Genomic DNA, 13676 nt, shown 5'->3' with positions numbered 1-13676 from the left:
GACTGGACTTTTTATGTCAGTAGCTACGGTAAAACTGGAGCTTTCGCGCCGTACAGGTCGCAATTTGCTGCCCAGCTTTTTTCCTGTTGACCTGCTTATCGCACTGATTCGAGAGTTAGCGCTATTGGTAGACAGCGGGACGAGTGATGAGGAAATTGCTGAGTTAGCGCCTGTTCTCCGGGGCTACATTCGCGAATTGGTAAAGATGCAGGATGAGGAATGGCTGGCGTATCTCGACGAAAACGCGAACGAACTCATCCCCGGTCTTTGCGAGGAGCTATATGTCCACGCTCGCGACGAACTGGTATCAAGATTGGTCGAGTACGACCTCCGAAAAGAGAGCTTAAATGTTCAGTTTGCGAAAGTTTTGGCGCGCCCGGTATGCACTGCAGAGTGTTAGGTAGATGTCGCACTCGAAGCCCGTTCATTGTCGCGAGTTCAGATTGAAGTCTTGCGGATGAGTGGCAACGGCCTTGATGAGGGTTACGAATGCTTAAGAAAATACGTGTGATTTTGCAGGACGAAAAGCGAGCGCCCATATTCCTGGTCAGCTTGGGGATGGGCGCATTGCTGATAAGCCTAATTGCCACGGCCATCGCTCTAGTTTTTCGGTAGGTCGGCGTCCTACTACAGACGGTAAGCCTACCGGGCGGCCGCTCAAATACGCTGGCTAGCCATCAATTCCGATAGAGGCCTATGTCGTGTGTAGTCAGTTCTTTTACCTCGCAACAAGGCCAAGGCCGCGACAGATGGTCTCGCTACACGCTCGGCCGCAAGCTTCCCTAAATCTGCGTATGTGCGTGAGGTTGGCTCCGTTCATGAGGCCGCTGACTTCCACGTGCCGTAGCTTGCGGTGATACTGAGCGGATTCGTCCGTCATTACAATCAAGGGCGAAATGCTCCCTGAATCTGCGTACTCTTGTGCAGGCAATTGGGCAGTTCCGTGCGTCTTTCTAGCACACCTGGACCAGCGCTGCACCGGTAGGGCTGAGCAGGTACACAAATCGGCAGCAGCGTATTGCATTCAACTTTTGCGCGTTGTCGATGGCAAGCTGGGTATCATCTCCCCGGCCGATGCGGGCCTTGAGGCTGTGGCTTCTCGACCGACCGCGATGGCGGTCAATGCGTCAGGTCCTCGCTGTCCCAACTACGAGGGACGTCGAGTCCAGCCAGTCTCATGCATCCAGATTTCTACCTCGTGTGCCCGCCACCGAAGCATTTTCGTCCTATGGATGTACATCCTTGGCGGCACGGCTGTTGGGTTTCGGAGGAGGTCCCGCCTGATTGTATGGGCGCTTCTTCCCAACAATACGGCTAGTTCATCAATTTCCAGATACGTGGTCATCAGGCTGCTCTACAAAGGCTCACCGAAGTCCTGACGAAGTGTCGACTTCAGTAGGCCAATGTGTAGCGAATGGTTTTATGCACGGTTGTATTGCGTATGCCGCAACGACGTTGTAAGCCGCACCGGCTGGGCGAACTGCTTTTGTTAGCCCAGCCACAGTCAGAGCTTGCGGTCGAGTACCTAGCGTCCTGGTATAGCGCGCTCCTGCAGCAGACGCCAAGCAGCTGGGATGACGAACAGCGAGAGAAGCGGCGCCGTCACCATCCCTCCGACCATTGGTGCGGCAATTCGCTGCATGACCTCGGACCCGGCACCATCACCGAACATGATTGGGAGCAGGCCAGCAAGGATGACCGCGACAGTCATTGCTTTGGGACGTACTCGCAACAGGGCGCCCTCACGTATCGCATCCAGAATCAACTCGCGTGTCAGGGGCTGTCCCCCATCTAGGCGAGCCTGAAGTGAATTTCGTAAGTACACCTGCATCACTACGCCAAACTCTGCAGCAAGTCCTGCAAGTGCAATAAACCCAACCGCCGTTGCCACCGATACTGCATGTCCGAGAGCCCAAATAAACCAGAATCCTCCGACTAGGGCGAACGGTACGGTCAGCATAAGCAGCGCGGCTTCAGCAGTGGAACGGAATGCCAGGTAGAGCAGCAGGAAGATGACCAGCAGGGTAAGCGGCACCACTGTCTTAAGCCGACCGGCCGCACGTTCCATGTACTCGAACTGCCCGGACCATCCCACGGCGTAACCAGGCGGCAGCTTCACTTTGTCATGCACCTGCTCCTGCATCGCGCGAACGGCTGTCGACAGGTCAACGCCGCGGACGTCTACATACACCCATCCTGAAAGCCTTGCGTTCTCGCTACGAATCATGGGAGGGCCGTCGGTGACACTTAGCGATGCGACGTCGCCGAGCTGAATCTGGGCACCACGTCCGGTCACGATGGGAAGCTCGCGCAAGGACTGGACAGAGTTCCGATAGTCCTGCGGATAGCGTACGTTTATCGGAAAACGTTGGCGCCCATCGACAACTTCTCCAACGTTCTCACCACCGATTGCCGACGACACGATGGTCTGTATGTCCGCGACGCTCATGCCGTACCTTGCTGCGCGAAGTCTGTCGATGTCGATGTCGATATACCGGCCGCCGCTTAGCCGCTCAGCAAGGGCAGAGGTGACACCTGGGACTGTCTTTACTGCCGCCTCAACTGCGGTAGTAATCTTGTCGATTTGAGCCAGGTCGGGGCCTGATACTTTGACACCGACTGGGGTTTTAATGCCGGTGGAGAGCATGTCAATGCGATTGCGAATCGGCGGCACCCAGACATTCGAGAGCCCGGGAACCTTCACAACTTTGTCGAGCTCCTCTACGAGCTTCTCTGGCGTCATGCCCGAACGCCACTGGTCTCGTGGTTTGAACTGAACCGTCGTTTCGAACATTTCCATCGGAGCTGGGTCGGTCGCGGACTCTGCGCGACCAGCTTTGCCGAATACAGTGGCCACCTCGGGAACGGTTTTGATGAGGCGGTCTGTTTGCTGGAGCAGCTCGCTGGCCTTCGCTGCAGAAAGCCCTGGAAGCGCTGAGGGCATGTACAGCAGGTCCCCCTCATTCAATGGGGGAAGGAATTCTCCTCCCAGTTTCGAAATAGGGATAGCCGTCAGCAGTAGTGCAATCAAAGCCATGCCGAGCGTTGTCCAAGGATGTTTCAAAGTTGCTTCCAGAAGTGGCCGGTAGCCTTTGATAAGCAGCCGATTTACTGGATTGGACTCCTCGCTGGGTATGCGTCCCCTGATGAGGTAACCCATCAGCACTGGTACCAGCGTAATTGAAAGTGCAGCTGCCGCGGCAAGCGAATACGTCTTTGTGAAGGCGAGAGGTGCAAACAGTTTGCCTTCTTGCGCCTCGAGGCCGAACACAGGAATAAACGAAAGCGTGACGATGAGAAGCGAGAAGAAGAGTGCAGGACCGACTTCCACGGACGACTTCGCGATGACGTCCCAGCGGGTACGAGCGTCGAGGCTCGTTTTCGGATGGGCGTGCGCATGCGCCTCCAGGTGCTTGTGCGCGTTCTCGATAAGTACTAGAGCAGCGTCGGTTGCCGCCCCGACCGCGATAGCGATGCCGCCGAGGGACATGATGTTTGCATTCACACCTTGGTATCGCATCACAATGAAGGCGGCGAGTACTGCGAGTGGAAGTGTCACGACAGCGACGAGCGCACTCCTAACGTGGAAGAGGAAGACAGCGCATACGATAGCGACGACCACGAACTCTTCGATGAGCTTGTCACGCAAGTTCGCAACCGACGCTGAAATCAGTTTCGAACGGTCGTAAGTGGTCACGACTTCGACACCTTTCGGAAGGGACGCTTGAAGTGTCGCTAGCTTGGCTTTCACTGCTTCGATGGTGTCGAGCGCGTTTTTCCCCGAGCGCATAATGACAACGCCGCCTGCTACCTCTCCTTCCCCGTTCAGCTCCGCTATCCCGCGGCGCATCTCTGGTCCCAGGCGGACCGAGGCCACGTCGCGAAGCAGGACTGGCGTGCCCGCATCGCTCGCATTAAGAACGATATTTCGGAAGTCCTCCAACGAGCGCAAATAACCGTGGGAGCGCACCATGTACTCAGTTTCGGCCATCTCGATGACAGAACCGCCTGACTCTTCGTTTGCATCTTGGACTGCTTCGAGTACCTGGGCGTGCGACATGCCAAACACCCGCAGCTTGTCCGGGTCGAGCACAATCTGATACTGACGGACCATCCCACCAATGCTCGCTACCTCGGCAACGTCCTGCACGGTCTTGAGTTCGAATTTCAGGAACCAGTCGTTGATAGCGCGAAGCTGGCTAAGGTCGTTCTTCCCACTTCGGTCGACTAAGGCGTACTCAAACACCCATCCAACACCGGTGCCGTCAGGTCCTAGTTCTGCTCGCACGCCGGCGGGCAAGCGATTCTGCACCTGGTTGACGTACTCGGTAACACGTGAGCGCGCCCAGTACAGGTCAGTATCGTCATCGAACAAGACGTAGACGAATGAGTCTCCGAAGAACGAGTAGCCGCGAACGGTCTTCGCTCCCGGCACCGAGAGGAGAGCCGTCGTTAATGGATAGGTGACCTGGTCTTCGACTAGCTGCGGCGCCTTGCCGGGATACTGGGCTCGGATAATGACCTGAGTGTCTGAAAGGTCGGGAAGGGCGTCGAGGGACGTTGCGCGCAAGGAGTAGACGCCCCAGACCGCTACCAACACGGCCGCAATGAGAACCCAGACACGCCCTGCGATTGACGCCCGTATGATGCGGGCAATCATGGCTTACCTCCGGCCGCGGCCACAACGCTTTTGAGCTCATAACCGTCTTCGCTTTCGACAAACGAGAACTGGACGGTCTGGCCAACCTTGATTTCCTTGAACGAATCAGGCTTCGGCTTCTTAAAGTCCATCGTCATTGCAGGCCACTGCAGAGTGGCGATAGGGCCATGCGACAGCGTTATCGCTTCGCCAGTTACCTGTTCGACTTTGCCAGTTCCTTGGTGGGATGGTGACGATGGTTGGACAGGTTTCTTCGTATCTGTCGTCTTAGGGGACATCGACATCTGTGGCATTGGACTTGGTTGCGCGTCCGGTGCCGGTGCGCTTGGACTGACGTCTGTAGGGGGCATCGAGGCGTCGGTCACAAGCTTCGGCAGTATCGACTTCAGATTCGCTTCCGAATCAATCAAGAATTGACCAGACGCTACTACGCGCTGGCCTTCGCTCAGCCCACTGAGAATCTCAGTTTCGTCGCCGATTTCTCGTCCTGGAGCGACAATCACTGGGCGCATGCTGTTCTTCTCGTCAGCAACAAAAACGATGGAGCGTTTACCCGACGCGATGATGGCCTCGGATGGAACAAGGAGACGGGATTCAGGTTTCGCAGCGCTGAGCCTGACTCGCATAAGCATTCCCGGAATCAAGCTCCCATCCTTATTGTCCAATTCCAGTCGAGCTTGGGCTGTCCGGGTGGTGGTACTTACGCCTGGCAGAATCTCACGTACTTTGCCCTGGTAAGTGCGCTGTGGGTCTCCGCCGAAGGTTGCGGTTACCTGCATACCAGGACGCGCTGAACCGATAACTGCCTCTGGCACTTCAGCAAGCAGCCAAATCGTTTTCATACCGATGACTTTTGCAATCGTCATCCCAGGCGTAACCTGCGCCCCTTCTCGGACCGCTAGTTCGGTGACGACGCCGGAAACTGGAGAGGAGAGCGATAGGTGGCTTTGTGGTCGACCTGTACGGTCCATGGCCGCCACCATCGAGTCTGGGATAGATAGGGCACGCATCCTTTGGCGAGCTGCAGCCGTTAAGGTGGTGTCGCCGCTGCGCTTCAGCATCAGATACTCCTCCTGCGGAGCCAGCCAGTCTGGGACATAGATAGACGCAAAAGCTTGTCCGCGCTTCACTTGCTGTTGTGGTGCGCGTACATGTAGCTTATCGACGAAGCCTGCCACGCGGCTCTGTACAACTTCGGCTTTGCTTTCATCGAACTGGGTACTGCCTACAAGTTCAAGAGAAGCCGCTTGCTCGGCGCGCCGGACGGTCGCAAATCGAATGCCGAGGTTTTGTTGAAGTGACGGTGAGATTTTTACGCCGGCCGCTTCACCACCTTCCTCTGCGTACACAGGGACGAGCTGCATATCCATGAAAGGGCTCTTGCCTGGTTTGTCGAAGCGCTTGCCTGGGACCATAGGGTCATGCCAGTACAGGACTCGTTTCCCTGTGGCTGGGTCGACGTTAGACGCTGGCGAGGCCGTTAATGGCGCAGTACCGCGCGTGCTAGTACCGGTTCCCGATACAGTCGCTCTCGTGCCCGCCCAGTAGCCGCCATAGGCAAGAAGGGAACCTGCGACGATGAGGACTGCAACTCGTGATTTGTTGACCTTGTTCATTGTGCTGCTCTCGATTGCGTTGCGATGTCATGCGGGATTAGGTGTAACTCCAAGCTCGCCCAGATAAGGGCGGCTTCCTCTTCTAGTGCATTCACTTGCAAACGCTTTTCGAGCAAAGCACGCTTGGCCCTGAAAACCGCAGTCAACGTGCCTGTGCCAGCGCGGTAGTCAGCAAGTGCCAAGTCACCCTGTTGATTGACAGTTGGGAGCAGTTCCGAATTGAGCTGCGCAATACGGCGCTTGCGGCTTTCGAGTTGAGCCGACTGCACCTGTATCGTCGACTGCATGTCAACCAGCGCTTCTTCATATTCCAGTCTGGCTTTCGTTCCGAGCTCGGACTTCTCCGCGATGTCACGGTCCTGTCGCTGGGTTCGGTTGAGGGTTAGCGGAATGCTCACGCCGAACGACACCATGTTCGAGTACTGGCTGCTACGTTGGGCAAAGCCGGCTTCAAACGACCAATCAGGATTACGCTCACGGACGGCCACCGCTTTGTCAGCGTCAGCGAGGCTAACTGCACGGCGCGCGTTGAGAACGGTAGGATGATAGCGTTCAAGGTCCGAGGCCGGCAGAGTCGGAACGTGTGTTGTGAGTTCAGGGGGCGTGTCTGCCACCCCGACAATGTCCGTGCGCGTCCATCTGCGCAGGTTAATTCGCGCAGTTTCCAGCTCCTGCTCCGCCGCGTGTATCGAGTCGCGACTCAAGATTAGTTCCGTCTTCGCCTGCAGCACATCGCTAGCCGAAGCCTTGGCGCCGCGATGTGCCGCCTGAAGGGCTGCGAGGTCTTGTTCCATCTGGCGTGCAACGGACCGTGATAGCACTACTGCCCGCTGTCTGTACAGAACAGTTAGCCAAGCTTTGCCGGCTTCTTCGCGTACAGTCGCGACCTTTTCGAGGTATGCACCTTCAGCGCTCTCCGTCGCGCGTTGAGCGCGTTCTGACCGCGCTTGGCGTTTGTCTCGGGAGACCCATTGCTGTTCGATGCCAATCCGACGCATTGTCATGAAGTCGGCATTGGGACGGAATTTGTCGGGACCCGACACAGGCAGATTGTCGAGGCCCAGCTTAAGCATCGGGTCCGGTAGTTGGTCGGCTCTTGCTGCCGCCTGAGAACTTGCCGCGACCGAAGCACGAGAGGCCTTGGCAGAGGCGGAGGCAGCTGCCGCTAGACGTAGCGCCTCGTCGAACGTGAGCAGCGTTGGGCTGGCGTTAGCTAGGCTCGAGGTAAGAAGCAGTACAGCCGCGAGCAGGGTGTGGCGTTTCCGTGCAGTGGCGCATAGCACGGATGTATACAACGTGAAAATAGAAAGCATAAATCCTCCGCGAATGAAAACGAGCGCCGGCGGCAATAGCTAGCCGGGCGTTAAGCAGGCGGGGAGGAAATTAGATTCGGATTCTGAGCGTACGGAGGTACGGCGGGGCGACGCCAGGCTCGGGAATCTCGCCAGACCACGACGTGGGCGACGCCATCTGCAGCAGGGGTACAAGGATTCGCACTAACGCTGGATTCGAGAGCGGTGCCAAACCTGGAGGTCCGCTGTGGTGCTCCAGCGATGCTTTGGTGTCTGCAGAAAGTTCAGCGCAATGCACCGGTTTTTCGATATCCATGCCAGCACATGGCATGCCGTCCATCATCTGCGAGTCCATCACTTTCGTCGTCAGCTCTGGACAGACGTACGAAGCCATGGCAATTCCCGTATTGAAAACGGTAAGCACCAACAACAGAGCAACGTAGCGGAAGAGTGACGGGAAAGAGCGCCGCATTGGATGGAATTATCTAAACAGTAATCATGTAGGCACCGATTCTATCCCAGTCTTGTGTCGAGTTCAGAGCTTTTCGACCTTACGTTCGACTGCAACAAGTCCTTGACCTTACCATCGCTGGAAGGTCTATCCTTCTTTTAATCGAGGACCGGAGAATCAAAATGAATGCAGTCATCAAACCTACCGTCGCAGCGGCGGCCTTCACTTTCCCAGTGGGCGGCATGACGTGCGCCTCCTGTGTCGGCCGTGTTGAGAAAGCCTTGAAGGCCGTTGCTGGTGTAGAGCGCGTTGCTGTCAATTTGGCCACAGAAAAGGCGACCGTTCACGTTGTCTCAGGGGTGAGTCCCAATACGCTCTATACCGCTGTCGAAAAGGCTGGTTATGAAGTGCACAGTGAAACGTTCACACTCTCGGTCTCTGGAATGACGTGCGCATCCTGTGTGGGGCGTGTCGAGAAGGCACTCAAGAACGTGCCTGGCGTAACCGATTCCTCGGTGAATCTCGCGACCGAGAAGGCACGTGTCACCGCTGTCGGCGTGACAGTTGAGCAGTTGATTGGAGTTGTCGAAAAGGCCGGCTATCATGCTGTCGCCGCAACTGACGCCTCTGCTCAACAGGACGCTCTGCAGAGCGGTTTCCCAACTTGGTGGCCGGTTGCGGCGGCAGCGCTACTAAGTCTGCCGCTCGTGTTGCCGATGCTGCTTATGCCGTTCGGCTTAGACCTGGCTCTACCTGGCTGGCTGCAGCTGGCGTTGGCAACGCCAGTCCAGTTTTGGCTAGGCGCCCGATTCTATAAGGCTGGCTGGAAAGCTCTCCTTGCGCGTACAGGGAATATGGACCTCTTGGTCGCTCTCGGGACCACCTCGGCGTACGGGCTGTCGGTGTATCTACTTCTCACACAAGGCAATCATGAGGGGATGTCGCATCTTTACTTCGAGACCTCCGCCGTCGTGATTACGTTAGTTCTTCTCGGCAAATGGTTAGAGGCACGAGCGAAACATCAGACTGTCGCCGCATTGCGTGCCCTTGAGTCGTTACGTGCCACAGTCGCATTGGTACGACGAGGTGGCCATGATGCCGAGATTCCAGTTGGACAGGTCGTCGTTGGTGACCTGGTCATTGTCCGGCCAGGCGACCGTGTACCGGTCGATGGCAAGGTCGTCGAAGGTACCAGTCATCTTGATGAATCGCTGCTTACCGGCGAAAGCCTGCCGGTCGCGAAAAACGTCGGCGACCTGGTCACCGGTGGTGCAGTGAATGCCGAGGGCATGCTTGTCCTGCAGGCCACTGCGGTTGGCGGCGACACTATGCTGTCCAATATCATCAGGCTCGTCGAAGACGCGCAAGCGGTCAAGGCACCAATTCAGCGTTTAGTCGACAAGGTCAGCGCCGTGTTTGTACCGGTTGTTCTCCTTATTTCAGTTGTGACCTTTTTCGGGTGGGGCCTGCTGACGGGCGACTGGCAGCAAGCGCTACTCAACGCCGTAGCAGTGCAAGTTATCGCTTGTCCTTGTGCACTCGGTCTTGCGACTCCCACTTCGATAATGGCAGGAACTGGCGTCGCAGCACGTTACGGGATTCTCATCAAAGACGCGGAGGCGCTTGAGACAGCGCACGCAGTGAACGTGGTGGCTTTCGATAAGACCGGCACCCTGACTGAGGGCAAGCCAGCTGTGGTTGCTACCGAAGGAATTGGAAGAACCGAAAACGAGGTTCTCTCCCTAGCGCAGGCTGTCCAGCAATATAGTGACCACCCCCTTGCGAAGGCGGTTGAAGCAGAAGCTCAGAAGAGCGGAGTTAGGAGGCTTCCAGCCACGAATGCACAGGCACTTCCCGGTCGAGGCGTTCGCGCCGACGTCCAAGGGGCGACGGTTTTTCTGGGAAACCGTAGGCTGTTGGAGGAGATAGGCGTCGTGCTCAGCGATATTGACGCGTCGGCAGCGCGCCATGAAGCCGCCGGCCGAACGGTCTCTTGGCTTGCTGTGCAACAGAATGGCAAAGTCGAGCTGGCTGGATTGCTCGCGTTTGGGGATACGTTGAAGCCATCGGCCAAGGCTGCAGTGAGTCGTTTGAGAGATATCGGCGTGGCCTCAGTCATGCTTACCGGGGACAACGCTGGTAGCGCTCGAAGTGTAGCCATCGCTGTAGGTATAGACGATTTTCGTGCCCAGGTGCTCCCCTCTGACAAGGCCGATGTAGTAGCCGCGCTAAAGAGCGGTGGCAAGGTCGTCGCAATGGTAGGCGATGGCATCAACGACGCGCCGGCTCTTGCATCTGCAGACGTTGGGATTGCTATGTCTACCGGCACGGACGTAGCGATGCATACCGCAGGGATTACGTTGATGCGGGGAGACCCGAGGCTGGTTGCGGATGCTATCGACATATCGAAGAAGACGTACCGGAAGATTCAGCAAAATTTAGGCTGGGCCTTCGTGTACAACATTGTAGGCATACCACTTGCTGCCCTGGGCTACCTCAACGCAATCATTGCAGGAGCTGCAATGGCTCTCTCAAGCGTGTGCGTAGTATCGAACGCGCTGCTTCTCCGCCGGTGGAAGCCGGCCTTTGCTATCGGAGGTAAATGATGAACATCGGACAAGCTGCCGACGCCTCAGGCGTTACCGCCAAGATGATTCGGTACTATGAAAGCATAGACCTGATTACGGCTGCGAATCGCACTGACTCTGGTTACCGTCAATACACTACGAATGACGTGCAAACCTTACGCTTCATCAAACGCTCTCGCGACCTGGGATTCTCAATTGAGCGCATCAAAACCTTGCTAAGCCTCTGGCAGGACCGCGGCCGACATAGCGCAGACGTGAAAGAGTTAGCCCAGAGATACATCGCTGAGCTCGATGAGGACATTGCGAAACTTCAGTCGATTCGGGCTCAGTTATACCACGTGGCCAACAACTGCCATGGCGACAGTCATCCAGATTGTCCGATTCTTGATGAGTTAGCGAAGCCACATGCCTGCGCTTAGCTCGGGCGCTCGCTGGAGGTGAGGTATTTGGGTTGGGAACTTTTGCGAAGCAGGATGCCGGTTGCGGACACTTGGTCAGGCGCATGCCAAGTGAGTAGTTGCGAAAGCGAGGCAGAGCGGGTTGCCCGCTCTGCCTGGTGGCATTAGGAGCCAGCGGCTTCTATCACCGGGTAACCAGCATTGATGATTGCCGACTTGACGGCATCGAAGTCCATATCTGTAGCTACGCGTACTTTCTTACTTGCGAGGTCGACCTCGACACGAGCAGCGCCGTCGAGAGCTTGCACCGCCTGTGTAACACCGCGGACGCATCCTCCACAGTTCATTTTTAGGACATTCAGTTCATACATAACAGCTCCTTGGAAGGGTGGGATTCCAAGATAGTGGTTGCTACGATGGGAAGGTCAAGACCAAATTTCGAGAGGAAAGTTTGGTCGCGCCATGTCAATAATTGATGGGCTACTTGCTGCGATAATGTCCGCGAACGTAAGTGCCGTCACGTCGGGTGTACCCGCTTACATGTGTTGTCTTAGGCCGCATAGTGGCCGAGCTAATGTCTCCGTAGCAGGACCCATTCTCAGCGCAAGAAGGTCCGCTTGGCGCGGGCAACGGAGCTGACTCAGCTGCCCCCGAAACTAGAGCCGTAGTTGGTGCATGGGGCTTGATGGACGCGCTGTAAGGCCTCTCGTACGCAGGCTGTTTACCACCTGTACTATTGGATTCGGCGCGCGCATGCGACGCGTTCGCAGTGCGCCCTGACGCCGGAGGTAGTGTGGCTGACGCCCTTGCTGTGTAGATACAACTGCTGTACCCCTTCTGGCAGTTGTACGAATTCCGACGATATGCAGACTGTTCAACCGTGGTGCGCTGGATGTCTGTGAGAAGACTGGTATCGCAGGTAGAGTATCCGCTGTTGCAGTTTCGGAAGTTGCGAGTAAGGCCGGATACCTCGGCTTGCTTGCGCTGCGCTGCTGTCAGCAGAGCCGTATCGCACGCCGAATAACCTTTGTCGCAGTTCGTGAAATTTCGGTCCAAGGCCGAGACTGCAACTTTTCCCTGCTGTTGCTGGGTCAGCAAAGTCGGGTCGCAGGATGAATAGCCGCTGTCGCAGTTGCGGAAATTTCGCTTTAGATGCGATTCGCTGACTTGAACTTGCTGGGACGGTGTCAATAGGGATTGGTCGCAACTGCTGTAACCGCTATCACAGTTACGGAGGTTGCGTGCCAGGGCCGAGCCATGAACCTGTGCTCGCTGACGTTCTGTCAGCAGACCCAAATCGCAACTAGAATACCCGCTGTCGCAATACCGAAAATTTCGCGTCAGGGCGGACTGGCGTACTTGCTCAAGCTGCGACGCGTTTAAGAGGGATACGTCACAGCTTGAGTAGCCAGCTTCACAGAAGCGATAGTTTTGGCTGAGTTTCGCATCCTGGGCGCCTGCGTGTGCGGACACGAGAAGCAACAGTGAAAGCAGAAGGCGGACGAGGTTCATTAGTTGGATGAGGGCGGTGAAGTGTAATTAATTGCAAGGTGCAAGGACAGAATATATCGTTGCTCAGCATAAGTACTACTTTTTTGCACTAATGACAACTGCCATCGGCGCGCGGCGGGGCATACATCGTTTTTCTTATCGGGGAGTCTACGATTTCGCTTGACCTTCCCATTGTGGGAAGCTGTATCGTTCAATTTGCGTCGCCTTGACGATATAAACGACCGTGCTACACTCTCGACCAATGAATCGCACCCTGAAAACCTATTTGCTATGGCTGCTAATTGCCGTGATGCCCTTCCAGGCATTCGCGGCAAATGTGCTGCGCACTTGCAATTCTGGCCATCAGGGCATGACCATGGTCGCAGCCACCTCGATGGACCACAGCGACGCGTCGGCAAGTTCACACGATGCCGTTATGGACCAGCAGTCAGGTGATGAGGAAGAGTGCTCAGAAATGGCGTCCTCAGACGACCAAGATAACGACGCTTCCAAATCGCTCAAACATGGGTCATGCAGTGCTTGTGCTGCGTGCTTTGTTTGTGCCGTTGCACCACCGCAATTGTTGACCTTCAAACCTTCCTTCAATAGCGCTGAGGTCTATGTGACCTTTGGCTCTACTCTCGTCGCCGGTTTCATTCCCGACAGTCTCGAACGTCCCCCTCGGCTTCTCGCCGCTTAATCGTTTTCGGTAGCAACGACGCGCGTACTCGCTCGTATTCCGTTGTGCTTTTGTCGCGCATTACTGCTGCGCGTCTACTTTCGATTATGGGACGACTATGTTCTCCAAACGTTTTGTTGCCGCCAGTGCGGTAGCCGTAACATCGTTCGCGTCCGTCGCGGGCGAGCCACCAGCTTCACTCAAAGCGGCCGACCCGGCTGCGCAGGTTTCACAAACGACGTACACGTCTGCTTTCTCTACTTACATACCGGCTGCTACGGATAACGTCTCGCCTGACAAAGTTTGGAAAGAGGCTAACGCTACTGTCGCGAGTGAGGGTATGCACGGTGGCGCTCATGCGGGCCACGCGCCAGCAGCGCAAGGTGCAGGGAGCCACAGTGGCCACACGATGCCGACTCAAGGCGCGACTTCGGGCGCCCATGCCGGCCACGGAACACCAGCCGAACCGGCTGGCCAGACCCCACATGCGGGTCATCAGAT

At 56.4% G+C, this 13676-nt stretch carries 8 protein-coding genes; 4 read left to right on the top strand and 4 right to left on the bottom strand.

Annotated features, from left to right (window positions below; translation table 11 throughout):
• The first annotated feature begins 13 nt into the window (after nucleotides 1-13).
• Nucleotides 14-400 (top strand): hypothetical protein, encoded by a 387-nt coding sequence (locus G4G28_RS15745; protein ID WP_182988985.1) that lies wholly within the window; start codon nucleotides 14-16, stop codon nucleotides 398-400.
• A gap of 1125 nt (nucleotides 401-1525) precedes the next feature.
• Here the strand turns inward: G4G28_RS15745 and G4G28_RS15740 are convergent.
• From G4G28_RS15740 to G4G28_RS15730, 3 genes are read right to left on the bottom strand one after another with little or no spacing between them, the layout of a single operon-like run.
• On the bottom strand, nucleotides 1526-4660 hold the full coding sequence (locus G4G28_RS15740; RefSeq protein WP_182988984.1) for an efflux RND transporter permease subunit: 3135 nt from the start codon (nucleotides 4658-4660) through the stop codon (nucleotides 1526-1528).
• Complete coding sequence (locus G4G28_RS15735) at nucleotides 4657-6276, bottom strand: efflux RND transporter periplasmic adaptor subunit (RefSeq protein ID WP_182988983.1); 1620 nt, start codon at nucleotides 6274-6276, stop codon at nucleotides 4657-4659. The genes G4G28_RS15740 and G4G28_RS15735 overlap by 4 nt, the downstream gene beginning before the upstream one ends.
• Nucleotides 6273-7589, bottom strand: coding sequence for a TolC family protein (locus G4G28_RS15730; RefSeq protein WP_182988982.1), 1317 nt, complete (start codon nucleotides 7587-7589; stop codon nucleotides 6273-6275). The genes G4G28_RS15735 and G4G28_RS15730 overlap by 4 nt, the downstream gene beginning before the upstream one ends.
• 612 nt (nucleotides 7590-8201) lie before the next feature.
• Between G4G28_RS15730 and G4G28_RS15725 the strand changes: the two genes are divergently transcribed.
• Both G4G28_RS15725 and cueR read left to right on the top strand, forming a co-directional pair.
• Nucleotides 8202-10625 carry a heavy metal translocating P-type ATPase gene (locus G4G28_RS15725; protein ID WP_182988981.1) on the top strand — a complete coding sequence of 808 codons (2424 nt, stop codon included), beginning with the start codon at nucleotides 8202-8204 and terminating at the stop codon, nucleotides 10623-10625.
• The gene (gene cueR / locus G4G28_RS15720) at nucleotides 10625-11026 is read left to right on the top strand and encodes a Cu(I)-responsive transcriptional regulator (RefSeq protein ID WP_056343996.1); all 402 of its coding nucleotides are present in this window, start codon (nucleotides 10625-10627) and stop codon (nucleotides 11024-11026) included. Before G4G28_RS15725 ends, cueR begins: the two co-directional genes overlap by 1 nt.
• A 143-nt stretch (nucleotides 11027-11169) precedes the next feature.
• Here the strand turns inward: cueR and G4G28_RS15715 are convergent, their stop codons facing one another.
• The gene (locus G4G28_RS15715; protein ID WP_182988980.1) at nucleotides 11170-11376 is read right to left on the bottom strand and encodes a heavy-metal-associated domain-containing protein; all 207 of its coding nucleotides are present in this window, start codon (nucleotides 11374-11376) and stop codon (nucleotides 11170-11172) included.
• Nucleotides 11377-12758: 1382 nt separating this feature from the next.
• Here G4G28_RS15715 and G4G28_RS15710 point away from each other — a divergent pair.
• On the top strand, nucleotides 12759-13196 hold the full coding sequence (locus G4G28_RS15710; protein ID WP_182988979.1) for a hypothetical protein: 438 nt from the start codon (nucleotides 12759-12761) through the stop codon (nucleotides 13194-13196).
• Nucleotides 13197-13676 lie beyond the last annotated feature (480 nt).

The sequence above is a fragment of the Massilia sp. Dwa41.01b genome (assembly GCF_014171775.1).
Classification (GTDB): domain Bacteria; phylum Pseudomonadota; class Gammaproteobacteria; order Burkholderiales; family Burkholderiaceae_D; genus Telluria.
Note: the sequence above shows the minus strand (reverse complement) of the source record. Positions and strands in the feature narration are given on the sequence as shown.